The following is a 24,099-nucleotide window of genomic DNA, read 5'->3' as shown; positions in this document are numbered from 1 at the left end:
CATGACCCTGACCACCACGAAGACCGCGGGGGCGGGGGAGGGCACGGGCGCGGCGGCCGCCGTCCGCCCGCCCCGCCGCCCCCGTCACCCCCGCGGCGGGTCCGGCTGGACGCCCTGGCTCTATCTGCTCCCCGCCCTCGTCGTCCTCGGCGGCCTCCTGCTCTACCCGATCTACCAGCTCGGGCTCATCTCCTTCCTGGAGTACACCCAGGCCCAGGTCAGCGGCGGCGAGCCCACCTCCTTCCAGGGCTTCGGCAACTACGCCACCCTCTTCGGCGACCCGCAGTTCTGGCAGGTCCTCCTCGCCACGGTCCTGTTCGCCGCGGCCTGCGTCGTCACCACCCTCGCGGTGGGCTGCGCGCTCGCGGTGCTCCTGACCCGCGTACGGGCCCTGCCACGCCTCGCGCTCATGCTCGCCGCGCTCGGCGCCTGGGCCACCCCCGCCGTCACCGGCTCCACCGTCTGGGTCTTCCTCTTCGACCCCGACTTCGGCCCGGTCAACCGGCTGCTCGGGCTCGGCGACTTCTCCTGGACGTACGGGCGCCACAGCGCCTTCGCCCTGGTCCTCTTCGAGGTCGTCTGGTGCTCGTTCCCGTTCGTGATGGTCACCGTCTACGCGGGCATCAAGGCCATCCCGGGCGAGGTCCTGGAGGCCGCGGCGCTCGACGGCGCCTCGCAGTGGCGGATCTGGCGCTCGGTGACGGCGCCGATGCTCCGACCGATCCTGGTCGTCGTCACGATCCAGTCGATCATCTGGGACTTCAAGGTCTTCACCCAGATCTACGTCATGACGAACGGCGGCGGCATCGCCGGCCAGAACCTCGTCCTCAACGTGTACGCGTACCAGAAGGCCTTCGCGTCCTCCCAGTACAGCCTCGGCTCGGCGATCGGCGTCGTCATGCTGCTGATCCTGCTCGCGGTGACGCTGGTGTACCTGCGACTGCTGCGCCGTCAGGGAGAAGAACTGTGAGCACTCTTCGCATCAGGCGGCCCGGCCGCCTCGCCGCCGAGGCCACCGCCCTCCTCGTCGCGGTCGTGGTCGCCTTCCCGCTGTACTGGATGGTCCTCTCGGCCTTCAAGCCGGCCGGCGAGATCCAGTCGGCCCAGCCGCGGCCCTGGACCCTCTCCCCGTCCCTCGACTCCTTCCGGCGCGTCTTCGAACAGCAGGACTTCGGCCGGTACTTCCTCAACTCGCTGACCGTCGCCTGCGCGGTGGTCCTCGCCTCCGCGCTCATCGCCTTCCTCGCGGCGACCGCGGTCACCCGGTTCCGGTTCCGCTTCCGGACCACGCTGCTGATCATGTTCCTCGTCGCCCAGATGGTGCCGATCGAGGCGCTGACCATCCCGCTGTTCTTCCTGATGCGGGACTTCGGGCAGCTCAACACCCTGGGTTCGCTGATCCTGCCGCACATCGCCTTCTCGCTCCCGTTCGCGATCTGGATGCTCCGCGGCTTCGTCAAGGCGGTGCCGGAGGCGCTGGAGGAACAGGCCGCGATCGACGGCGCGAGCCGCACCCGCTTCCTCTGGCAGATCCTCTTCCCGCTCGTCTTCCCGGGCCTTGTGGCGACGAGCGTCTTCTCGTTCATCTCGACCTGGAACGACTTCCTGTTCGCGAAGTCGTTCCTCATCAGCGACACCTCGCAGTCGACCCTCCCGATGGCGCTGCTCGTCTTCTTCAAGCCGGACGAGAACGACTGGGGAGGCATCATGGCGGGATCGACCGTGATGACGATCCCGGTGCTCGTCTTCTTCGTACTCGTACAGCGCCGCCTGGTCTCCGGACTGGGCGGGGCGGTGAAGGACTGACGTACATGACCGACATGGCCGACAAGGACCTCATCCCCGCGCCCTCGAAGGTCGAGGGCCCCCACTCCGGCGACTTCCTCCTGGGCGGGCGTACGACCCTCACGGCGGCGCCCGGCACCGAGTCGACGGAGCGCTGGCTGCGCGCCACTCTCGGCGCCGCGTTCGGCCTGCCGCTGCCGCCCGCGCCGGAGGGCACGGGCGGCCTGTCCCTGCGCGTAGACGGCACGCTGGGGCCGGAGGCGTACCGCCTCACCGTGACGACGGACGGCGCCGAGATCGTGGGCGGCGACCCGGCCGGGGTCTTCTGGGGCGCCCAGACGCTGCGTCAGCTCCTCGGCCCCGACGCCTTCCGGAAGGCCCCGCGCCCCGGCACCGTGGCGGCCGTGGCCGCCCAAGTCGTCACCGACGCCCCCCGGTTCCACTGGCGCGGGTTCATGCTCGACGTGTCCCGGCACTTCCTGCCCAAGGACGACGTCCTGCGCCAGCTCGACCTGATCGCCGCGCACAAGCTGAACGTCTTCCACTTCCACCTCACGGACGACCAGGGCTGGCGCGTCGAGATCAAGCGCCACCCGCGCCTCACCGAGGTCGGTGCCTGGCGGGCCCGTACGAAGTGGGGGCACCGGGCCTCGCCGCTGTGGAACGAGACGCCGCACGGCGGGTTCTACACCCAGGACGACATCCGCGAGATCGTCGCGTACGCCGCCGAGCGGCACATCACCGTCGTCCCCGAGATCGACATCCCGGGCCACTCCCAGGCCGCCATCGCCGCCTACCCCGAACTCGGCAACACCGACGTCGTCGACACGAGCGCGCTGACCGTCTGGGACACCTGGGGCGTCAACCCGAACGTCCTCGCCCCCACGGACGCCACCCTGCGCTTCTACGAGGGCGTCTTCGAGGAGATCCTCGACCTCTTCCCGTCCGCCTTCGTCCACATCGGCGGCGACGAGTGCCCCAAGGACCAGTGGAAGGAGTCCCCGACGGCCCAGGCCCGCATCAAGGAGCTGGGCCTCGCCGACGAGCACGAGCTCCAGTCCTGGTTCATCCGCCACTTCGACCGCTGGCTCGCCGACCGGGGCCGCCGCCTCATCGGCTGGGACGAGATCCTGGAGGGCGGCCTGGCGCCCGGCGCCGCCGTCTCCTCCTGGCGGGGGTACGCGGGCGGCGTCACCGCCGCCGAGGCGGGCCACGACGTCGTCATGTGCCCCGAGCAGTACGTGTACCTGGACCACCGTCAGGCGGCGGGCGAGGACGAGCCGATGCCCATCGGTTTCGTACGGACCCTGGAGGACGTCTACCGCTTCGAGCCCGTCCCGCCGGGTCTGAGCCCCGAGGCCGCCGCCCACGTCCTGGGCACCCAGGCCAATGTGTGGACCGAGGTCGTGGAGAACCGCTCCCGGGTCGACTACCAGACCTTCCCGCGCCTCGCCGCCTTCGCCGAGGTCGCCTGGTCCGCCCTGCCCGCGCCGGACGAGCGGGACTTCGCCGCGTTCGAGCGCCGGATGACCGCCCACTACCGCCGCCTGGACGCCCTCGGCGTCGACTACCGGCCGCCCGCCGGACCCCACCCGTGGCAGCAGCGGCCCGGGGTCCTCGGCAGGCCGATCGAGGGGGCGCCCCCGAACGTGTGAGGCACCTCGCGTCCCCACGTCACCCAAGAGCGGCAAAACGGAAGTTACCGTCTCCGGTGGGGCTTCCTGGACGGAACCGTCCTTCGCGGACCCTCGCGTCGGACGGCTCGGAAGATGTGCCAGAGTTGCCACGTCCAGCCTGTGAGCACGTACGGTACGGCCACACAGGCGCGACAGCCGGGGACGAGTCGGGGACCGCCGGGGACACCGGGAAGGGGCAGCGGGTTGACCACGCACGCACCACAGACGGCGCAGTCCGTGACGTTGCCGGCCTCGCTCGACGAGGCCGTGGCGGCGCTCACCGCCATGCCCGCCGCCGTACCGGTCGCGGGCGGCACGGACCTGATGGCCGCCGTCAACAGGGGCCAGCTCAGGCCGGCCGGCCTGGTCGGCCTCGGCCGGATCAACGAGATCCGCGGCTGGCAGTACCAGGACGGCCACGCCCTCCTCGGCGCCGGCCTCACCCACTCCCGGATGGGCCGCCCCGACTTCGCCGCCCTCATCCCCGCCCTGGCCGCCGCCGCACGTGCCGCCGGACCGCCCCAGATCCGCAACGCGGGCACCCTCGGCGGCAATGTCGTCACGGCGGCGCCCACGGGCGACTCGCTGCCCGTCCTGGCGGCCCTGGAGGCGGACCTCGTCGTCATGGGCCCGCTCGGCACGCGCGAGATCCCGGTCTCCCACCTGCTGGCGGGCCGCGACCTGCTGGCCCCCGGCGAGCTGGTCGCGTTCGTCCGCGTACCCCTCCTGCACGCCCCGCAGGTCTTCCTCAAGGCCACCGGACGCACCGGCCCGGCCCGCGCCACCGCCTCCGTCGCCGTCGTCCTCGACCCGGCGCGACGCGGCGTGCGCTGCGCCGTCGGCGCGATCGCCCCGATGCCGCTGCGCCCCCTGGAGGCCGAGCACTGGATCGCCTCGCTGGTGGACTGGGACGGCGACCGGGGCCTCGCCCCGGAGGCGCTGACGGCCTTCGGCGAGTACGTGGCGGCGGCCTGCATCCCGGACCCGCCGGGCGAGGAGCAGCTGCCACCTGCCGTACTGCACCTGCGGCGCACGGTCGCCGCGCTGGCTCGACGGGCACTGGGGAGGGCGCTGTCGTGAGCAACGAACCGAACGAGAACCAGAACGCGAGCGGGAGCGGGCACGGGAACGCGGGCGGCTGGGAGCCGATCCCGCAGAGCGAGGGGTACGACGGCGACGCCACGGCCTTCGTCCACCTGCCCCCGGAGTTCATGCTCGACGGCGTCCCGCTGGAGGCCCCGGGCCACGGCTACGTACCGCCGATGATCGTGCCGCTGACGCCGCTCACCCCGGCCGCGGGGACGGACCCGGCGGCGACGGGCCAGTGGGTGGTGCAGACGCCGACGGCGGCGGAGCACGTCGAGCAGCCGGACGCGCAGACCACGGCCGAGTGGACCTTCCCCGATGCGGGGGAGCCCGACCCGCACGCGACGGGCCAGTGGAACTTCACGGAGGAGGCCCTCCCGGCCGACTCCGGCTCCGCCTCGACCGGTCAGTGGACGATTCCGGTCGTGACGGAGGGCGCGGACGCGTCCGAGGAGTCGGGCGAGTACACGACGTCGATGCTGGCGCAGTACGCGAGCAGCGCCCCGGCGACCCTGCCGGGCGGCGCTCCGGCGCCGTGGGCGGTGCAGGAGCCGGAGGCCGCGGAGGCGCCGGTCGAGGAGCGGCCGGAGGAGCCGGTCGCCGCGTCCGAGGAGCTGTCGGTCGAGGAGCCGTCGGTCGAGGAGCCGGAGCCGCTCCCCGCCGTGGAGGACCCCGTTCCCGCCGCCTCCACGGGCAGCAGCGCGGACAGCGAAGAGCACCCGCACATCTCGTACACCCTGCGTGTGAACGGCGCCGACCGTCCGGTGACGGAGTCGTGGATCGGCGAGTCGCTGCTCTACGTCCTGCGGGAGCGGCTCGGCCTCGCGGGCGCCAAGGACGGCTGCTCGCAGGGCGAGTGCGGTGCGTGCAACGTGCAGGTCGACGGCCGGCTCGTGGCCTCCTGCCTGGTGCCGGCGGCGACGGCGGCCGGCAGTGAGGTGCGTACGGTCGAGGGCCTGGCCACCGACGGCGAACCGTCGGACGTGCAGCGGGCCCTGGCGCGCTGCGGGGCCGTCCAGTGCGGCTACTGCGTACCCGGCATGGCCATGACCGTCCACGACCTCCTCGAGGGGAACCACGCTCCGACCGAGCTGGAGACCCGCCAGGCGCTCTGCGGCAACCTCTGCCGGTGCTCGGGCTACCGGGGCGTGCTCGACGCCGTGCGCGAGGTCGTCACCGAGCGCGACGCGCAGGCGGCGGCGTCGGCCGCGGCAGCCGAAGAGGCGCGCATCCCGCACCAGATTCCCCACCCGCACGACGGAGGCATGGCGTGAGCAGCGACGCGACCACCGCGCCACCCACCCCCACGGTGGTCGACCCCCTCGACCTCGAACCGGAGGAGGCGGCCCCGCACGGCCTGGGCACCTCCCTGCCGTCGGCCGACGCACGGGCGAAGGCCGAGGGCACCTTCCCGTACGCCTCCGACCTGTGGGCCGAGGGCCTGCTGTGGGCGGCGATCCTGCGCTCGCCGCACCCGCACGCCCGGATCGTGTCGATCGACACGAGCGCGGCGGCGGACCTGCCGGGCGTACGGGCCGTGGTGACGCACGCGGACGTGCCGGGCGAGGCGACGTACGGCAGGACGGTCGCCGACCGCCCGGTCTTCGCCTCCGACCTGGTCCGCCACCACGGCGAGGCGATCGCGGCCGTGGCCGCGGACCACCCGGACACGGCGCGGCTCGCGGCGGCGGCGATCGCGGTCGAGTACGAGGTGCTGGAGCCGGTCACCGACCCGGAGAAGGCGTTCGCGGCCGAGGCGCTGCACCCGGACGGGAACCTGATCCGGCACATCCCGCTGCGGTTCGGGGACGCGGACGCGACCGGCGAGGTCGTGGTCGAGGGCCTGTACCGGATCGGGCGGCAGGACCCGGCCCCCATCGGCGCGGAGGCCGGCCTCGCCGTGCCGCGCCCCGACGGCGGGGTCGAGATCTACACGGCCTCCACCGACCCGCACACCGACCGGGACCTGGCGGCGGCCTGCTTCGGCCTGGCGCCCGAGCAGGTCAAGGTGGTCGTGACGGGCGTCCCGGGAGCCACCGGCGACCGCGAGGACCCGGGCTTCCAGATCCCGCTGGGCCTCCTCGCCCTGCGCACGGGCTGCCCGGTCAAGCTCACGGCGACGCGCGAGGAGTCCTTCCTCGGCCACGCCCACCGCCACCCGACGCTGCTGCGCTACCGCCACCACGCGGACGCGGAGGGCCGCCTGGTGAAGGTGGAGGCGCAGATCCTGCTGGACGCCGGCGCCTACGCCGACGCCTCCTCGGAGTCCCTCGCCGCGGCCGTGTCCTTCGCCTGCGGCCCGTACGTCGTGCCGCACGCCTTCATCGAGGGCTGGGCGGTCCGTACGAACAACCCGCCGTCCGGCCATGTGCGGGGCGAGGGCGCGATGCAGGTGTGCGCGGCGTACGAGGCACAGATGGACAAGCTGGCGGCGAAGCTGGGCCTGGACCCGGTGGAGGTACGGCTGCGCAACGTGCTTGCGACCGGCGACATCCTCCCGACGGGCCAGACGGTGACGTGCCCGGCCCCGGTGGCGGAACTCCTCGCGGCGGTCCGCGACTTCCCCCTCCCGTCCCTCCCGATGGACACCCCGGAGGAGGACTGGCTGCTGCCCGGCGGCCCCGAGGGCGCGGGCGAACCGGGCGCGGTGCGCCGGGGCGTGGGCTACGCGGTCGGCATGGTCCACATGCTCGGCGCGGAGGGCGCGGACGAGGTCTCGACAGCGACGGTGAAGGTCCAGGACGGCGTGGCGACGGTCATCTGCGCGGCCGTGGACACGGGTTCGGGCTTCGCGACCCTCGCGCGCCAGATCGTCCAGGAGACGCTGGGCCTGGAGGAGGTCCATGTCGCGTCGGTGGACACGGACCAGCCGCCGGCGGGCCCGGCGACGCACGGCCGCCACACGTGGGTGTCGGGCGGCGCCGTGGAACGCGCGGCGAAGATGGTCCGCACGCAGCTCCTGCAACCCCTGGCCCACAAATTCGGGATGTCGACGGAGCTGCTCCAGATCACGGACGGCAAGATCACGTCGTACGACGGTGTCCTGTCGACCACGGTGACCGAGGCGATGGACGGCAAGGAACTGTGGGCCACGGCCCAGTGCCGCCCGCACCCGACGGAGCCCCTGGACGAGTCCGGCCAGGGCGACGCGTTCGTGGGCCTGGCGTTCTGCGCGATCCGCGCGGTGGTGGACGTGGACATCGAGCTGGGTTCGGTACGGGTCGTGGAGATGGCGGTGGCCCAGGACGTGGGCCGCGTCCTGAACCCGGCCCAGCTGTCGGCCCGTATCGAGGCGGGCGTCACGCAGGGCGTGGGCGCGGCCCTCACGGAGAACCTCCGCACGGCCCGCGGCCTCCTGCGCCACCCGGACTTCACGGGCTACGCCCTGCCGACGTCCCTGGACGCCCCGGACATCCGCCTCGTCAAGCTCGTCGAGGAGCGCGACGTGGTGGCCCCCTTCGGCGCGAAGCCGGCGAGCGCGGTCCCGGTCGTCACCTCCCCGGCAGCGGTCGCCTCCGCGGTCCGCGCGGCGACGGGCCGCCCGATCAACCGCCTCCCGATCCGCCCGCAGGCGGCGGTGGGGGCGGCGCCCGCGTAGCCGCGGCCGACTGGCCGGAACGCGCCGCTGGACACAGAGGGTGACTTTGCGTCTGGCTAGGGTGGCGTTCCGTGTCGGTCTCGGTGTCGGTCTCGGTGTCGCGAGGGGGAACTGTGTCGTTCGAGGACGAGTGGAGCGGGCTGAAGCGGGCCGCGGCGGACCGTGACGCGCGGACGCGGCTCAATCAGCTGCCGTCCGAGGGCGGCGGCGGTGGCCCCGCGGACCTGAGCGTCAGCCAGGACGCGCTGGGGGCGATCGGCGGCGCCGCGTACGCGCTGCACGGCCGGCTCGTGAAGGACGGCAACCACGCCCGGACGACCACCGAGGCCGCCGCGACCGGCATGTCGAGCGCGGGCTTCCGCACGGGCGCCGCGCTGACGACGGTCCAGGAGACCTGGCGCTCCCAGCTGGGCACGCTCCTGGACGCCTGCGCCCACATCTCCAACCACCTGGACTACAGCGCGGCCCAGCACGCCAAGGACGACGAGGACATCAGAGCTTCGCTGTCGGTGTCCGCGATCAGCACGTACCTGAAGTAGGGCGGCGCCGACGTGCTGACGTTCGACCATGTCCACCGGGCCCCGCTCGCGAAGATGAAGGCCGCCGCCGACGACTGGTCGGAGATGAAGGCCAAACTGGACAAGCTGGCCGAGGACGCCCGTACGACCATGGCCGCGAAGGCCAAGGACGACTACTGGCGCGGCCTGAACGCCGAGGTCACCAAGCCGTTCGTGGCGAAGACGGCCAAGGAGTTCGAGGACGCGGCGAAGGCGGCGGGCGGCATCCACAAGATCCTGGAGGACGCGTACGAGGCCTTCAAGAAGGCGCAGGACGAACTCAAGCGGATCGTGGAGACCGAGGCGCCCGCGCAGGGCCTCTTCGTGACGGCGGACGGGACGGTCGAGTCCCGGCAGTCGGTCCTGGGCACGAGGGAACGGGTCGACACACAGAACCCCGACTTCCACGTCCTGGTGGACCAGGAGCGCGCCGCGATCGACGCGATGCGGCGCCGGATCGCCGCCGTGGTCGAGACGTGCGACGACGCGGACGTGGCCTGCTCCAACGCCCTGAAGGCCAACATCACCACGGACAAGCACAACTTCAGCGCCCCTGCATACGGCAGCCTGGACGCCGAAGAGGCACACCGCGCGCTCGATCTCGCCAAAAAGGGCCGCGCTCTCACCCACGCGGAACTGGAGCGCCTGAACGAACTCCTCAAGGACAACGGCACGTCCAAGGACTTTTCCCGGACGTTCTACAACGGGCTGGGCCCGAAGGGGGCCTTGGAGTTCTTCGGGCAGCTGTCCTCCTCCACCTCTCAGTTCGGGAAGCTGGACGAGCAGCGGCTGAAGGATGTGCAGGCACTCCAGCAGAACCTCGGCATCAATCTCGCGGCTGCCACCCAGGGCGGTGACAAGTGGACCGAGAGCTGGTCCGCGGAGATGCGCAAACTGGGCACCGAGCGCATTCCGATGGCGAAGAACGACTACAACGCGCCATTCGGTTACCAGTTGCTCGGCGGCATCATGCGCTCCGGCAACTACGACCCGAAGTTCCTCAACCCGATCGCCGAGCACGTGGCTCAACTCCATCAGGCGGACCCGAGAAGGTTCGCCGACAATAAGACCTTCAGCGGGGTGCAGAGCCCGTTCAACCCCTCCGGCGTCAACGGATCCGGCTACGACCCAATGATCCCGATGCTGGAGGCCCTGGGGCACAGCCCCGAGGCCGCGAAGCTGTTCTTCTCGCAGGAGCCGACGGCGTACAAGGAGGACGGCACTTCTGGTGGCGACCTCGACCTCGGCAAGAATGCGGAGGGTGAGACGATCGGCAACTATCTCGACTTCTTCGCGAACGAGAAGTACGAGAGCTTCCCGGACGTCGACGGGCGTCACCCCGATGGGGTGAAGGCGGCGGCGGACTTCATGCCCGACGCCCTGGGACACGCGCTTGAGGCGGCGACGCTCGGCCATGCCTGGGACGATCCGAACCCGAAGCTGGGCCGGGACGCGACCACTGCGGGCATCATGAACGAGGTCGTTGCCACCTATCGCGACGCGGGGCTCCTGGAGAAGCAGTCCTCGATGGCGGACAGCCTCGGCAACATGGGAGCGGGCTACATCGACGACCTCAACTGGGCTCTGACCAAGCACGATCCCGAGAGTGTCTTCGCGCCGAAGGGCACCGAAGCGGATGTCACCGCGACCCACCCCGCTCTCGGCCGAGAGGCAACCGTCGAATTCCTGAGCGCCCTGGGGCAGTACCCGGACTCCTACGCGACGGTGTCCACCGCCGAACGGGTCTATGCCACGAGCGTCTTGGAAGCGCAGGTCGGTCCGGATGGCCGGATCGACGAGGGATCCGCCCGGGCGGCCGTCTACACCACCGGAACGCTCCAAGGCTTGCTGGATCAGTCGCGTGCGGACCAGGTCGAGGCGCATGGGATGAAGGTCCACGAGGACTACGAGAAGGCCCAGGCGGCCAAGTCGGCCTGGATCGGGTTCGGTACGACTGCCGCGGTCGCGGCGGGCGTGGCCTTTCTGCCGGCGACCGCGGCGGCTGCGGGAGCCGCGGCCGTGCTCGTGCCGCTCGCGATCGACACGGGGACGGGCGCCGTCGAGACGCTGGCCGGTCAGGTGATCGGCGACTGGTCCGACAAGTCCGTTGAGGAGCACAAGGACGAGACGGAAGGGAAGATCCGGGAGGAGAAGACCTCGATCTACACAGCGGGTAGGTACAGCGCCGAAGCGCCCATGGAGCGCTTCACCGAGTATCACCGCAGCGAGGTGAGCACGGAGTTCAAGCAGGAACTCATCGAGTCGCTGAATCATGGATACCTCCAGGGCAACGCCCGGGAGAACCAGCAGGGCAATGACCCGGAGACGGAGTGACGACGTGAGGAGCTCATGGCGGGCCGCTTCCGCCGTACTGATCGGCTGCGTTCTCCTCTCTGCCTGCGGTGGCGAGGAAGAGCCTCCGAGGGTCACGGCTCAGCAGCAGTGCGACGGTGCCATTGCGCCGGGAGCGCCGGCCGAGGCTCTCGAGAAGGTCTTGAACACCAAGAGGTTCAGCGAAGCGGGGCGTGGTTGGCTGACGCGGACCACGGAGCAGATCACGGCGGACTACGAGGCCCGGGCCAGGTGGGCGAAGAAGTCCCATCGGTGCAAGGTGGGCGCCGACCCTGGACCGGAGGACCTGGCCATCAACTTCGGCCTCTATCACCCGTCCGATCTGCTCGGCGAGGTGCGACCCAGGGGTATGCACCCGTACGAGATGGGCATCGAAGCGCATGCGGGCTTCGTACGCTCGATGATCTTCGTCGAGTGTGTGAGTCCACGTCTGAAGGGGTCGGGGGAGCGGCCCGCCCGTATCCGTGGATCTTTGGACGTGGGGCGCCCCGAGCCCGCCGACACAGTCGCCATCCGCGAGGCCAACCTCACCGTGCTCCACTCGGCTGCTCTCGCCGTGGTCAGGAAGCTGGGCTGTGAGAACGACGCGGGATTGCCCGAAAAGCCGGTGCTGAAACCCAAGTAGGCCATTGCCGAGCGGGCCCGTGCGAGGAGAAGAAGGATGGGGAGGCGTGACGTGATGGCGGCATGGAGAACGCGCGCCGCCGTGGTCGTGTTGGCGCTCCTGCCCCTGTCGGCGGTGGCTTGTTCGTCCGGCAGTGACGAGGGCCCTGTCGCGGAGGCTCCGGCGGCGGAGGTGTGCGGCGGGTTCGAGAAGGACGCGCCCTCCACGGCCGCGCTCAGGGCTGTGATGGGTACCGATCGCTTCACCAGCAGCCTGTCCGAACCTGAGAAGGCGATCGAAGCCCTCCGTGAGGCCGCCGCCGTCGGTCCGAACTCGGAGACCGGGAAGCCTCGGGCGCAGGCTGTCCCCTTCTGTTGGCTGCTGCCGGCCGAGGGTGGTGAGGCATCTCTGCGCGTGCTGCTCCGCCCGGAGTTGGAGGTTCCCGAACGTGATCCTCGGTTCGGTGACGGCGTGACCTACTTCTCCTCCGGAGGGAGGGCGTACGCGTCCGACAGCTCCGCCTCGGTGTTCTTCAGGTGCCGCATGGATGCCCCCGCTCACGAGATCGTGGTCCAGACGAGGGTGGAGGGGCCGACCGGTGGGAAGTCCTCAGGGGAGGACGCCCGGGTACGGGTGATCACGCTGGCCAACGCCGCCGCTCGTGGTGTCGCCGCCGACCTGGGGTGCAAGGACACCGGTTTGTCGTCCGGGGTTCCGGCGAAGTCCGTCGCCGTCAGTCCGTGATCGGGTCGTCCGTCGTGCGTGAGGTTCCTGTCAGGGACAGGGTCAGGATCGACGTGCGTGTGATCAGGGCGGCCAGGAGGATCGTGCCGAAGCCGGTCACGTTGATCATGTCGGTCTCGTTGCCCAGCCAGGACAGGAGCCACCAGATCAGGGCGTCCTGGATGAAGCCGGCTGCCGCGAAGGCCAGGAGGGGGAGGGCGGGGACGGGTTCGGACGGGCCTATGTAGATCAGTTGGGTCAGGACGGCGATCACCAGGCCGGCCAGGAGCACGGCGAGGCCCGCGTCCGACGTGTCCCCGTTCAGCGTGATCCCCGGAAGCAGGGCGCACGAGACGCCGACTCCGACGAAGGCGCCCAGGCGGCGTCTCATGCCCGTGTCAGTCATGTCCCGGACTCTGGCACACCCCGGGCGGACTTGTGAAGATCCAGTGGAGACCGTGATCGGAATCGAACCGACGTAACTCGCTTTGCAGGCGAGCCCCTCAACCACTCGGGCACACGGTCGTGTTGTGCACGAGTACGACCGTAGGCGGGGCGGGAGGAGGGGCTCAAGGGAATCCGGGGTCGTGCAACATGACTGTCATGGCGCGTTCATGGTCGTACGTCCAGGGGACCAGTGGGCGTGGGACTTCGGACAGGGGTCAGAGCGGGCTATGCCTCTTACTCTGGGGGTATGAGCGCCCTCGAACCCCGCGACGCAGACGTCGCGCCCGCCACCGCCGTCCCCAGTCCGGGCGGCGGGTCCGTGCTCGATCGGGAGCATCGGGCGCTCAGCGTCGGCATCGTCTCCGTCGTGCTGCTCATCGCCTTCGAGGCGACCGCCGTCGGGACCGCCATGCCCGTCGCGGCGCGCGAGCTGAACGGCATCCCGCTGTACGCCTTCGCCTTCTCCGCGTACTTCACCACCAGCCTCTTCGCCATGGTCCTGTCCGGGCAGTGGTCCGACCGCAGCGGGCCCCTCGCGCCGCTCACCGTCGGCATCAGCTCCTTCGCCGCCGGGCTCGTGCTCTCCGGGACCGCCGGCACGATGTGGCTGTTCATCCTCGGGCGGGCCGTGCAGGGGCTCGGCGGCGGGCTTGTGATCGTGGCGCTGTACGTGGTGGTGAGCCGGGCGTACCGCGAGGAGCTGCGGCCCGCCATCATGGCCGCCTTCGCCGCGAGCTGGGTCGTCCCCTCCGTCGTCGGGCCGCTCGCCTCCGGGACCATCACCGAGCACCTCGGGTGGCGGTGGGTGTTCGTGGGGATCCCGGTGCTTGTCGTCTTTCCGCTTGCGCTTGCTCTGCCTGCGATACGGCGGACCGCCTCCGGGCCCGCCGATCCCGCCGCGCCCCTCCCGCCGTACGACCCGCGGCGCATCCGGCTCGCGCTCGGCATCTCCGCCGGCGCCGGGCTCCTTCAGTTCGCCGGGCAGGAGCTGCGCTGGCTCTCGCTGCTCCCGGCCGCCGCGGGCGCGGCGCTGCTCGTGCCCGCCGTGCTCGGGCTGCTGCCGCGCGGCACCTACCGGGCGGCTCGGGGCCTGCCGTCCGTGGTGCTGCTGCGTGGGATCGCGGCGGGGTCGTTCATCGCCGCCGAGTCCTTCGTACCGCTCATGCTCGTCACCCAGCGCGGCCTCAGCCCCACGCTCGCCGGCCTCTCGCTCGCGGTCGGCGGCGGGACCTGGGCGCTCGGGTCGTGGGTCCAGTCCCGGCCGTGGACGGAGCCGTACCGGGAGCGGCTCGTCGTGATCGGGATGCTGCTCGTCGCCGCCGCGATCGCCGCCGCGCCGACCGTGCTGGTGCCTTGGGTGCCCGCCTGGATCGTCGCCCTCGCCTGGGCCTGGGGCTGCCTGGGCATGGGCCTGGTGATCTCCTCGACGAGCGTGCTGCTCCTGAAGCTCTCCGCCCCTGAGGAGGCGGGCGCGAACTCGGCGGCCCTCCAGATCTCGGACGGCCTGTCCAACGTGCTGTTGCTCGCGGTCGGGGGTGCCGCCTTCGCCGCGCTGGGGGGCGGGGCGGTGGGCCATGCCGTGTCCGCGACGACGGCTGCCCACCCGGCGGCCTTCGCCGCGGTCTTCCTTCCGATGGCGGGGGTGGCGCTGGTGGGGGCGTGGGTCGCTACGCGGTTGCGAAAGTAGTACCACCATGACCCCAAGGGTGGTACCGTCATGGTATGGCAATGAACCTGCGTCTCCGCGACGACCAGCAAGAAGCCCTCAAGCTCCGCGCTGAGGAGGAAGGGCGCAGCATGCACGCCATAGTGCTTCAGGCGATCGACCGCTATCTGGAGCATGAGGTCGACCGAGAGGCCGTCCGCAAGCTCGGCGCCAAGTATGCGCTGCGCCACGCGGAGCTGCTGAAGCGGTTGGGGGAGTAGGTGAAGTACCTGACCGCCGAGGAGGTCCTCGAACTGGCGGAGCTCGCCTGCGCCGGACAGGCCATCGCCGTGCGTGACCTCGGTCTGCTCAAGTCGGCTGTGCATCGCCCCCAGTCGCAGATGTACGGGATCGAGGCGTACACCGACCTCTTCGAGAAGGCCGCCTCGCTCCTGCAGTCGCTCGCCGTGAATCATCCGCTGGTGGACGGCAACAAGCGCATGGCCTGGATGTCCACCGTCGTCTTCCTCGACCTCAACGGCAGGGACATGGTCGACGTCGACCAGGACGAGGCGTACAAGCTGGTCATCGAGGTGGCCTCGGGTGCGCTGGAAGATGTGAGCCTCATCGCGCGGCGGCTACGGGGGCTGCACGAAGCGACGTGAGCTGAGTCGCACCCGCCCGCACCCCGGGGCGTTCGGACGAGGTTGCGGCCGGGGCGCCGGTAAGGTGGCCCGGTTGTCATATCTGGACGAGCGTCGAACCGGAGACCGTGACTACCACCGCCACCTCCTCCCATCACCTCTCTCCCGCCTTCCCCGGCCGGGCCCCCTGGGGTACCGCCAACAAGCTGCGCGCCTGGCAGCAGGGCGCGATGGAGAAGTACATCCAGGAGCAGCCCCGCGACTTCCTCGCGGTCGCGACGCCCGGCGCCGGAAAGACCACCTTCGCGCTGACCCTCGCGTCCTGGCTGCTGCACCACCACGTCGTGCAGCAGGTCACGGTCGTCGCCCCCACCGAGCATCTGAAGAAGCAGTGGGCCGCCGCCGCCGCGCGGATAGGGATCAAGCTCGACCCCGACTACAGCGCCGGGCCGCTCAGCAAGGAGTACCACGGCGTCGCCATCACCTACGCCGGTGTCGGCGTGCGCCCCATGCTCCACCGCAACCGCTGCGAGCAGCGCAAGACCCTGGTCATCCTCGACGAGATCCACCACGCCGGTGACTCCAAGTCCTGGGGCGAGGCCTGCCTCGAGGCCTTCGACCCGGCGACCCGCCGCCTCGCCCTGACCGGTACGCCCTTCCGGTCCGACACCAACCCCATCCCCTTCGTCACGTACGAGGAGGGGAACGACGGCATCCGGCGCTCCTCCGCCGACTACACCTACGGGTATGGAAACGCCCTCGGTGATGGTGTGGTGCGGCCCGTCATCTTCCTCTCCTACAGCGGCAACATGCGGTGGCGCACCAAGGCCGGTGACGAGATCGCCGCCCGCCTCGGCGAGCCCATGACCAAGGACGCCATCTCCCAGGCCTGGCGCACCGCCCTCGACCCGCGCGGCGACTGGATGCCGAACGTCCTGCGCGCCGCCGACCAGCGGCTGACGGAAGTCAGGAAGGGCATTCCCGACGCCGGCGGGCTCGTCATCGCCTCCGACCAGGACTCCGCCCGCTCCTACGCCAAGCTGATCCGCGAGATCACCGGCACCAAGGCCACGGTCGTCCTCTCCGACGAGGCCGCCGCCTCCAAGCGGATCGACGAGTTCAGTGAGAACAACGACCGCTGGATGGTCGCCGTCCGCATGGTGTCCGAAGGCGTCGACGTTCCCCGTCTCGCTGTCGGCGTCTACGCCACGACGATCTCGACCCCGCTCTTCTTCGCCCAGGCCGTCGGACGTTTCGTACGTTCCCGCAGGCGCGGCGAGACCGCCTCCGTGTTCCTTCCCACCATCCCCAACCTCCTCGGCTTCGCCAACGAGATGGAGGTCGAGCGCGACCACGTCCTCGACAAGCCGAAGAAGGACGGCGAGGAGGACCCGTACGCCGAGTCCGAGAAGGAGATGGCGGAGGCCGAGAAGCAGCAGGACGAGGACACCGGCGAGCAGGACCAGCTGCCCTTCGAGGCGCTCGAGTCCGACGCCGTCTTCGACCGTGTCCTCTATGACGGCGCCGAGTTCGGCATGCAGGCCCACCCGGGCAGCGAGGAGGAGCAGGACTACCTCGGCATCCCGGGCCTGCTGGAGCCGGACCAGGTGCAGCTGCTGCTGCAGAAGCGGCAGGCCCGCCAGATCGCGCACAGCCGCAAGAAGCCCGACACCGAGGCCGACCTCCTCGAGCTCCCCGCCGAACGGCGACCCGTCGTTTCCCACAAGGAACTCCTCGAGCTGCGCAAGCAGCTCAACACCATGGTCGGCGCGTACGTCCACCAGAGCGGCAAGCCCCACGGCGTCATCCACACCGAGCTGCGCCGCGTCTGCGGCGGGCCGCCGAGCGCCGAGGCCACGGCCGGGCAGATCCGCGAGCGGATCAAGAAGGTGCAGGAGTGGGCGACCCGGATGCGGTGATGCGCCGGGCCGCCACAGAAGGCCGTTTCCTGGGGCCGTACGTCCGCGGATCGGTGCGGTTCGTTCGTACGTACGAGCAGTGCCGAACCCTTCCCTTGGCCTGAATCGCTCGCACGACAAAGCCGATCTTGTCCGCCGAAGTCCCCCGACGGGACGACGTACACCGCGAACCCGGCCTATCGGGGCGCACGCGCCCGGATTCTGGACGAGGTCTTCCGCTGAGCGGAGTGGCTCGCTACTGTCCCCGCAATGCAAACGCCCCGTGGCAGCGCCGCCGCGGAGCGCAGCCGGTGCGCATGGCCTGCCGGCGGCCTCTGACGTGCGTCGCCGCGGGACCGGTGTCGCAGCTCTCGTTTGAAGGTCCGCCGTCACTCACTCCGAAGGAGAGGGCGTCGTGACCGCGGAAACCTCCCAGACGCTCGACCGGGGCCTCAGGGTCCTCAAGCTGCTCGCCGACACCGACCACGGCCTGACCGTCACCGAGTTGTCCAACCGACTCGGGGTCAACAGGACCGTCGTCTACCGTCTGCTCGCCACACTCGAACAGCACGCCCTCGTCCGACGCGACCTGGGCGGCCGTGCCCGGGTGGGCCTCGGCGTGCTGCGGCTCGGCCGCCAGGTCCATCCGCTCGTACGCGAGGCAGCGCTGCCCGCGCTGCGTTCGCTGGCCGAGGACATAGGCGCCACCGCCCACCTCACCCTCGTCGACGGGGCGGAGGCGCTGGCGGTCGCCGTCGTCGAACCCACCTGGACCGACTACCACGTGGCCTACCGCGCCGGTTTCCGCCACCCGCTCGACCGGGGCGCGGCAGGCCGCGCCATCCTCGCGGCCCGCCAGGGCAACCTCATCGAACCCGGCTTCACGCTCACCCACGGCGAGCTGGAGGCGGGCGCGAGCGGGGCGGCGGCGCCGCTGGTCGGCATCACCGGCATCGAGGGCAGCGTCGGCGTCGTCATGCTCGCGGACGCCGTCCCGGAGCGCGTCGGCCCGAGGGTCGTCGACGCGGCCAGGGAAGTCGCCGACGCGTTGCGGTAGGAGCTGACGCGGTGGGGTAGGAGCTGAGGCGTTGCGGTTGGAGTCGCGATGCGTTGCGGTACGGGCCCGGCGCGTTGCGGTAGGCGTGGGCACGGCTCCAAGGTCCAGGGCGCGCGCATGGGTTCTACGAGGCGCTGCTGTCAGCCCCCGTCGCCCACCAGCAGCGCGCCCAGGGGCGTCCTGCGGTGTTCCACCGCACGGCCCGCCCGTGCCGTCGTGATCAGGCCCGCCCCGCGCAGCGCGGACGCGTGCGCCGAGGCCGTCGCGTTGCTGACGCCCAGGCGGCGGGCCAGGGCCGTCGTCGTGTGGGCGTCGGCCAGTGCGCGGAGGAGTTCCAGGCGGGTACGGCCCAGGACCGCAGCCAGGGACCCGTCCGTACCGGGGGCCGTGTCCGGGGTGAGCGGCAGGCCGGGGCCCGCCGCGTACGTCACCACCACCGGCCGGCCCGGCAGGTCCTGGACCAGCGGACGGCCCGTCCAGTGGAAGGTCGGCAGGAGGACGAGGCCTCGGCCGGTGAGGGTGATCTCCCGCCCGCCCGGTCCGTCCGCCCCCGGCCACTCCCACGTTCCCTCCCGCAGCCGCGTGCCCGGGACCAGGAGCGGCAGGGCCGTGCCCACCCCGTGTGCGGCGACCAGCAGGGCGTACCGCGTGAACTCCGCCCGGTGCAGGTCCTGCACCAGCGGCCACACCGGTGCCACGACCGTCTCGAACGCCGCCCGCTGCGCGCGCCGCAGCACCGGCCACGCGCCCGCCCCGCCGGCGTGGAGCTCGCGGATCCACCCCGGGGACGGGCGGCCCGCGTAGATCCGTTCCAGCTCCGCACGCACCAGGCCGGGCGGAGCCCCCTCCACCAGGTCCAGGCCCTCGGCAAGGGTCTCGCCGAGGACGTCGAGGAACAGCGGGGGATCACCCGCCGGGACCAGGTCCCCGAGCGGCGCCACGGCGTCCGGCAGGGACCGCAGCGCCCGGCGCCGCCAGCGGCCGAAGAGCAGCGCGTCGCCGCCGCCGAACATCATCTGGAAGGCCGCGTTCAGCTCCGGCACCGGGGCAGGGCGCGCGGCGAACCGCACCCGGGCGAAGTCCTCCGCCGTGAAACCGATCCGGATCGTCACCGCGCAAGCCTTTCGATCACAGCCTCAACCTTCGCCCGGGACCGCCGTCCGGCGCCAGCCTGCCCGTATGGAAACCACAGAAGCCACATCGCCGCTCATCAGCCGACGGGCCGTCACCCGAGCCGGGCTGCTCGCCGCCTCCCTGGCCGTCCTCACCCCGGCCGCCGCCCGCGCCGCCGCCCTCGCCCCGCGCGACCTCGTCCTCCGGCTGCCCGCGCCCACCGGCCCGTACCCCGTCGGCGCCACCACCCTCCACCTCGTCGACCCGTCCCGCAACGACCCCTGGGCGCCCGAGATCGGTGTACGGGAGGTCATGGTGACCGTCCTCCACCCCGCCCGTACCGTCCGCGGATACCCGCGCGCGCCGCAGCTGACCCCGGGCGAGGCCGGGCTCTTCACCTTCCTCGCGCCCGCCGTCCACGGGCTGCCCGAAGCCGGTGTCGACTGGGCCGCCACCCTCACCCACACCCACCCGGGCGCCCCCGTCGCCCGCGGCCGGCGGCCCGTGCTGCTCTACAGCCCCGGTGGCGGCGAGGCACGCACCATGGGCACCTCGCTCGCCGAGGAGCTTGCCAGCCACGGCTGGGTCGTCGTCACCGTCGACCACCCCGGCGACGCGAGCCAGGTGGAGTTCCCCGCCGCGCGGCCGGGGCGCGACAAGGTGCGGCAGTCGGTCTTCACCGGCCCGCCCGACGCCGAGCAGTTCCGCACCATGATCGACACCCGGCTCGCCGACGTCCGCTTCGTCCTCGACCGGCTCGAAGCCCTGGAGGGCCCCCTGGGCCGCGCCCTCGACCTCGGGCGGGTCGGGATCCTCGGGCACTCCGCGGGCGGCACCACCGCCGCACAGGCCCTGTACGACGACCGGCGCTTCGCCGCCGCCGTGAACCTGGAGGGCTACCTGGACCAGGTCGACGGCACGCTCTTCCCGGTGGCCCGGGACGGCGTCGACCGGCCGCTGCTCCTGCTCGGCACCGACGGCTTCCGTGACGCGCGGCTCGACCGCTCCTGGGGCGCGCTGCTCGCCCACCCCGGGGCGCGGGCCCGGCGGCGGCAGCTCGCCGACGCGGACCACTGGGTCTTCACCGACTACGCCGCCCTCGTGCCCCAGCTCCAGGCCGCCGGGCTGACGACCGAGGCCGACCGGGTCCGGCTGGTCGGCGCGATCGAGGCGGGGGCTGCCGTGCGCGCGGTGCGCCGTCAGGTGCGGGGGTTCCTTGGGGCGCGGTTGCCCGTCGGGGGCGACCAGTAGATTGGGGGCGTGCTCTCCAGTCTCTCGCGTCACCGTGCGCTCGCGCTCTGTGCCCTGCCCGTCGCCGCGCTCTTCGCCGTCGTCGGGCTCGCGCCGTTGCCGTTCGCGATCGCCTCGCCCGGTACCACCGCCGACGTGCTCGGCGCGGTCGACGGGCGGCCGGTGATCACGATCAGCGGCGCACCCGTCCAGGAGACGGAGGGCAAGCTCCTGATGACGACCATCGTGGCCACCGGGCCGAGCGTGGACAACGACTTCGCCGACATCGCCGACGCCTGGTTCCGTACCGACCAGGCCGTCCTGCCGCGCGACTCCGTCTACCCGCCCGGCAAGTCGGACGCCGAGGTCGAGAAGCACAACCTCGGCACGATGAAGGAGTCGCAGGACGCCGCCACCGTGGCCGCCCTCGGCTATCTGAAGCTCGACCCGAAGGACGTGAAGGTCACGCTCCACCTCGCCGACATCGGCGGGCCGAGCGCCGGGTTCATGTTCTCCCTCGGGATCGTCGACAAGCTCGACGGCCAGACCGGCGGCGAGCTCACGGGCGGGCGGACCATCGCCGGTACGGGGACGATCGACCCGGACGGTGCCGTCGGCGCCGTCGGCGGGGTCTCCCTGAAGACCCAGGCCGCCGCGCGGGACGGCGCGAGTGTCTTCCTCGTACCGAAGGCGGAGTGCTCCGACGCGCAGGCCGAGCTGCCGAAGGGGATGCGGCTGATCCCCGTCACCACGCTCAGCGAGGCGGTGGACTCGCTCCGGGCGCTGGAGCAGGGGCAGGACGCGAAGGTCCCGAGCTGCTGAGCCCCCGCTCCGTCTCGGGCGGTCCGCCCGCGGGTGGCCCGTCCACGGGTGGTGCGTCCGTGCGCGGTGCGTCCATCGTGCGCCAGGACGGGAAGACCATCGGCGCGAGCGTGGCCAGGAAGTAGACCCCGCCGAAGGCGAACAGGGCCACCGTGAGCCCGGCCCCCTCGACCAGCTGCCCGGCGGCCAGACCGCCGAGCGGGGTGGCCAGAAGCACCCCGGCCGTGCTCACCCCGGAGACCCGGCTGCGCAGCTCGTCCGGGACGACCTCGTACTTCACCGTCGCCAGGATCGGGTTGAGCACACCCGCCCCGAACCCGCCCGCCGCCAGGACCACGAGCAGCGGCGCCGTGGTGTCGGTCAGGGCGGCCGTGACGTACGGCGGCGCGCCGCACAGCAGGAAGCCGACCGTGAAGAGCGCCCGGCGCGGGAAGCGGTGCCCGACCACCCCGTACGCGAGCGCGCCGAGCAGCGCGCAGCCGCCGAAGACGGCGACCATCAGGCCGAGCGCGGCAGGGCCCCCGAGGTTCTCCCGGGCGTGCACCGGCAGGAGCACCGAACTCCAGCCCTGGTTCAGGCCGTTGGTGACCATCACCATGACGACGATGCCGAGGATCAGCCGGGAGCGCAGCACGAAGGTGTACCCCTCCCGGAGGTCGGCGCGGTAGCCGGAGAGGGAGAAGGGAGGCGGGTCGGGCAGCGGCGCGGCCGCCCCCACGCCCCGCAGGCCGACGAGGATCAGCAGGGCGGAGAGCCCGAAGGTGACCGCGTCGAGGTACAGGACGGAGTCGGCGCCGAGGACCGCGACGAGCACGCCCGCCAGGGCGGCTCCCGTCATGCGTGCGCCCCGGGACACCGCGTCGTAGAGGCTCGCGGCGCGCGCGAGCGGGGTCCCGGCGTGCCGGGCGAGGTCGGGTACGAGGACGGAGCGGGCGGTCTCGCCGGGCGCGTGGAAGAGGCCGGTCACGGCCATCAGCGCGCACAGCATCCAGAACTCGAGCAGCCCCGCGCGGTGCAGGAGCGGGATCGCGGCGAGCGCGAGCGCGCAGACCAGGTCGGAGGCGACGCTGATCCGCCGGCGCCCGATCCGGTCGATGACCGGTCCGCCGACGATCGCGGAGACGACGACGGGGACCGCCGCGCAGAACGCGACCAGACCCGCCTTGCCCGGGCTGCCCGTGGTGTCGAGCGCGAACCACGGGACACCGATGAGGGTCAGCGAATTGCCGGTGACGGAAACGGCGTTGGCGGCCAGGACGGTGGCCAGGGGGGTGCGGTTCGGTGAGAGGGGGGAGGGCGGCGGTCGTAAGTGGGACGGGTGTACGTGTTTCCCGGGGCCGCTCATGCGGCGAGGGTGGCCGTGCGGGCGGCGGCCTGCTTGCCGCCGGGGACGGCGAGTCTGAGCCCCAACTCGACCAAGGTCCAGCCCAGTTGGGTGCGTACCGGGGTGCGGGGGAGGGGGTGCTCCGCCAGGGTGGCGGCGGCGGTGTGGAGTTCGGCGGCTCGGAGGTCGTGGAGCAGGAGGTGGACATCGGCGTGCATGACTTCGTGATCCCTTCCGGCTGTGGTGGGTGTGTGGCCGCTGGGCTCAGTTCTCGGCCTGCGGGAAGGCGTGCAGATGCACGCGTACGCGACGGGCTTCCGGGTCCTCGGCGGCGGGGGAGGTGCGGTAGCTCTCGATGAGCGCGTGGAGCTTGTCGTCGAGTTCGCGCAGTACGGCCGGCGGGAGCCGCAGCGTGAAGTCGCTCATGTCGGAGGCGCCGAGCCACTCCTCGTCCCACTCGTGGCGGGTGCCGAGGTAGGTGTTCAGCTCCTGGGTGTGGATGGTCGCGATCTCGTGCAGGTAGACCGCCACCGCGCCCTGCACCTCGGGGTCCCGGTTCCGGTACAGCGACTCGTCGAACGTCGTGCCCTGCTGGGCCGACTTCCACCAGCGCTCCCGGCCCTTGCCCCGCGTCGGGTCGTCCTCGACGAAGCCGTGGGCGGCGAGCTGGCGCAGGTGGTAGCTGGTCGCGCCGCTGGACTCGCCCAGCCGCTCGGCCAGTTGGGAGGCCGTGGCGGGGCCGTGCTGGCGCAGGCTGCGGAGCAGCTGGATGCGCAGGGGGTGGGCGAGGCCGCGCAGGGAGCGGGGGTCGAGTGAACGGACCGCGAGCTTTTCGGGCTGCGGCTCGGACTGGGGCTCGGACTGCTTCTCGGGCTCGGGCATGGCTTGAGCGTAGACATGCAAAGAAGTGGTTGCAAGGACTTTTTGCAACCACTTCTTTGGAACTCTGACCGTCCCGGCTACGGGCTACTCAGCCCCGTCCTCCGCCGCCTGCTCCACCAGCGGGATGATCCGCAGCGGCACCGGGTTCTCCATCACGATCGCCGTCGACGCCCGCACGATCCCCTCGAAGCCGACGACCCGGTCGATCACCCGCTGGAGGTCCGCGTTGGAGCGGGCGACAAGGCGGCAGAGCATGTCGCCGTGGCCGGTCGTCGTGTGCAGTTCGAGCACCTCGGGGACGGTCGCCAGATGCCCCCGTACATCCGCCCCCTGCCCCTGCTTGATCTCCAGGGTCGCGAACGCCGTCACCGGATACCCCAGCGCCGCCGGGTCCACCTGCGGGCCGAAACCGCGGATCACCCCGTTCGCCTGGAGGCGGTCCATCCGGGCCTGCACGGTGCCGCGTGCCACGCCGAGCCGGCGCGAGGCCTCCAGGACCCCGATCCTCGGTTCACGTGCCAGGAGCACGATCAGCCGGCCGTCCAGATGATCGATCGCCACGGGGACCTCCTCATGGTCATCCTGTACAAGTCATCCGCTGATCCTGGCCTACCACTGTGCATATTGCCCAGCCCTGAGGCGAACTATTGCGCAGC

23 protein-coding genes and 1 tRNA gene are annotated in these 24,099 nt (G+C 71.8%); 17 read left to right on the top strand and 7 right to left on the bottom strand.

The window, feature by feature from the left end; genetic code table 11:
* Window position 1 precedes the first annotated feature (1 nt).
* From AB0F56_RS21275 to AB0F56_RS21230, 10 genes are all read left to right on the top strand, one after another.
* A complete protein-coding gene (locus AB0F56_RS21275; RefSeq protein WP_362011861.1) occupies window positions 2–970 on the top strand; it encodes a sugar ABC transporter permease in 969 nt (322 codons plus the stop codon).
* Window positions 967–1,806 (top strand): carbohydrate ABC transporter permease, encoded by an 840-nt coding sequence (locus tag AB0F56_RS21270; protein ID WP_362011858.1) that lies wholly within the window; start codon window positions 967–969, stop codon window positions 1,804–1,806. Before AB0F56_RS21275 ends, AB0F56_RS21270 begins: the two co-directional genes overlap by 4 nt.
* 14 nt (window positions 1,807–1,820) lie before the next feature.
* Window positions 1,821–3,440 (top strand): beta-N-acetylhexosaminidase, encoded by a 1,620-nt coding sequence (locus AB0F56_RS21265; RefSeq protein WP_362012002.1) that lies wholly within the window; start codon window positions 1,821–1,823, stop codon window positions 3,438–3,440.
* A gap of 225 nt (window positions 3,441–3,665) precedes the next feature.
* A complete protein-coding gene (locus AB0F56_RS21260) occupies window positions 3,666–4,541 on the top strand; it encodes an FAD binding domain-containing protein (protein WP_362011855.1) in 876 nt (291 codons plus the stop codon).
* Window positions 4,538–5,821, top strand: a complete 1,284-nt coding sequence (locus tag AB0F56_RS21255; RefSeq protein ID WP_362011853.1) for a 2Fe-2S iron-sulfur cluster-binding protein — start codon at window positions 4,538–4,540, stop codon at window positions 5,819–5,821. Before AB0F56_RS21260 ends, AB0F56_RS21255 begins: the two co-directional genes overlap by 4 nt.
* Before the next feature lie 35 nt (window positions 5,822–5,856).
* Window positions 5,857–8,145, top strand: coding sequence for a molybdopterin cofactor-binding domain-containing protein (locus AB0F56_RS21250; protein WP_362012000.1), 2,289 nt, complete (start codon window positions 5,857–5,859; stop codon window positions 8,143–8,145).
* A 113-nt stretch (window positions 8,146–8,258) separates the two neighbouring features.
* Window positions 8,259–8,684, top strand: coding sequence for a hypothetical protein (locus AB0F56_RS21245; protein WP_362011850.1), 426 nt, complete (start codon window positions 8,259–8,261; stop codon window positions 8,682–8,684).
* A gap of 12 nt (window positions 8,685–8,696) precedes the next feature.
* Entirely contained in the window at window positions 8,697–11,036 is a 2,340-nt protein-coding gene (locus tag AB0F56_RS21240; RefSeq protein ID WP_362011847.1) for a hypothetical protein, read from the top strand.
* Between the two features lie 4 nt (window positions 11,037–11,040).
* Window positions 11,041–11,679, top strand: coding sequence for a hypothetical protein (locus AB0F56_RS21235; protein ID WP_362011844.1), 639 nt, complete (start codon window positions 11,041–11,043; stop codon window positions 11,677–11,679).
* A 54-nt stretch (window positions 11,680–11,733) separates the two neighbouring features.
* Window positions 11,734–12,402 (top strand): hypothetical protein, encoded by a 669-nt coding sequence (locus AB0F56_RS21230; RefSeq protein ID WP_362011842.1) that lies wholly within the window; start codon window positions 11,734–11,736, stop codon window positions 12,400–12,402.
* Here the strand turns inward: AB0F56_RS21230 and AB0F56_RS21225 are convergent.
* A complete protein-coding gene (locus AB0F56_RS21225; protein ID WP_362011839.1) occupies window positions 12,392–12,787 on the bottom strand; it encodes a hypothetical protein in 396 nt (131 codons plus the stop codon). The genes AB0F56_RS21230 and AB0F56_RS21225 overlap by 11 nt on opposite strands.
* 44 nt (window positions 12,788–12,831) lie before the next feature.
* Window positions 12,832–12,906: transfer RNA gene (locus AB0F56_RS21220), tRNA-Cys, on the bottom strand.
* Between the two features lie 169 nt (window positions 12,907–13,075).
* Here AB0F56_RS21220 and AB0F56_RS21215 point away from each other — a divergent pair.
* The 5 genes from AB0F56_RS21215 (at window position 13,076) to AB0F56_RS21195 (ending at window position 18,072) form a co-directional block, all read left to right on the top strand.
* Window positions 13,076–14,515, top strand: a complete 1,440-nt coding sequence (locus AB0F56_RS21215) for an MFS transporter (RefSeq protein WP_362011838.1) — start codon at window positions 13,076–13,078, stop codon at window positions 14,513–14,515.
* Window positions 14,516–14,550: 35 nt separating this feature from the next.
* Window positions 14,551–14,754 (top strand): CopG family transcriptional regulator, encoded by a 204-nt coding sequence (locus AB0F56_RS21210; protein ID WP_362011835.1) that lies wholly within the window; start codon window positions 14,551–14,553, stop codon window positions 14,752–14,754.
* Window positions 14,755–15,138 carry a type II toxin-antitoxin system death-on-curing family toxin gene (locus tag AB0F56_RS21205; protein ID WP_362011832.1) on the top strand — a complete coding sequence of 128 codons (384 nt, stop codon included), beginning with the start codon at window positions 14,755–14,757 and terminating at the stop codon, window positions 15,136–15,138.
* Window positions 15,139–15,245: 107 nt separating this feature from the next.
* Window positions 15,246–17,036 (top strand): DEAD/DEAH box helicase, encoded by a 1,791-nt coding sequence (locus AB0F56_RS21200; protein WP_362011829.1) that lies wholly within the window; start codon window positions 15,246–15,248, stop codon window positions 17,034–17,036.
* Window positions 17,037–17,430: 394 nt separating this feature from the next.
* Complete coding sequence (locus tag AB0F56_RS21195) at window positions 17,431–18,072, top strand: helix-turn-helix domain-containing protein (RefSeq protein ID WP_362011826.1); 642 nt, start codon at window positions 17,431–17,433, stop codon at window positions 18,070–18,072.
* Window positions 18,073–18,212: 140 nt separating this feature from the next.
* Here AB0F56_RS21195 and AB0F56_RS21190 read toward each other — a convergent pair whose 3' ends face one another.
* Window positions 18,213–19,184: a winged helix-turn-helix domain-containing protein gene (locus AB0F56_RS21190; protein WP_362011825.1), complete on the bottom strand. Its 972-nt coding sequence runs from the start codon at window positions 19,182–19,184 to the stop codon at window positions 18,213–18,215.
* A 67-nt stretch (window positions 19,185–19,251) separates the two neighbouring features.
* On the opposite strand from AB0F56_RS21190, the gene AB0F56_RS21185 reads away from it, so the two are divergent.
* On the top strand, window positions 19,252–20,436 hold the full coding sequence (locus AB0F56_RS21185; protein ID WP_362011822.1) for a hypothetical protein: 1,185 nt from the start codon (window positions 19,252–19,254) through the stop codon (window positions 20,434–20,436).
* Window positions 20,437–20,445: 9 nt separating this feature from the next.
* Window positions 20,446–21,237 (top strand): S16 family serine protease, encoded by a 792-nt coding sequence (locus AB0F56_RS21180; protein ID WP_362011820.1) that lies wholly within the window; start codon window positions 20,446–20,448, stop codon window positions 21,235–21,237.
* Here AB0F56_RS21180 and AB0F56_RS21175 read toward each other — a convergent pair.
* From AB0F56_RS21175 to AB0F56_RS21160, 4 genes are all read right to left on the bottom strand, one after another.
* Complete coding sequence (locus AB0F56_RS21175; protein WP_362011819.1) at window positions 21,170–22,582, bottom strand: MFS transporter; 1,413 nt, start codon at window positions 22,580–22,582, stop codon at window positions 21,170–21,172. The genes AB0F56_RS21180 and AB0F56_RS21175 overlap by 68 nt on opposite strands.
* Complete coding sequence (locus tag AB0F56_RS21170) at window positions 22,579–22,779, bottom strand: hypothetical protein (protein ID WP_362011816.1); 201 nt, start codon at window positions 22,777–22,779, stop codon at window positions 22,579–22,581. The genes AB0F56_RS21175 and AB0F56_RS21170 overlap by 4 nt, the downstream gene beginning before the upstream one ends.
* A 46-nt stretch (window positions 22,780–22,825) precedes the next feature.
* The gene (locus AB0F56_RS21165; RefSeq protein ID WP_362011815.1) at window positions 22,826–23,443 is read right to left on the bottom strand and encodes a winged helix-turn-helix domain-containing protein; all 618 of its coding nucleotides are present in this window, start codon (window positions 23,441–23,443) and stop codon (window positions 22,826–22,828) included.
* A gap of 84 nt (window positions 23,444–23,527) precedes the next feature.
* On the bottom strand, window positions 23,528–24,004 hold the full coding sequence (locus AB0F56_RS21160) for an Lrp/AsnC family transcriptional regulator (RefSeq protein WP_362011812.1): 477 nt from the start codon (window positions 24,002–24,004) through the stop codon (window positions 23,528–23,530).
* Between the last annotated feature and the right edge of the window lie 95 nt (window positions 24,005–24,099).

The organism is Streptomyces sp. NPDC026092 (assembly GCF_040638605.1).
Lineage (GTDB): Bacteria > Actinomycetota > Actinomycetes > Streptomycetales > Streptomycetaceae > Streptomyces.
The sequence above is the reverse complement of the archived record's forward strand: the minus strand, read 5'-3'. Positions and strand labels throughout refer to the sequence as shown.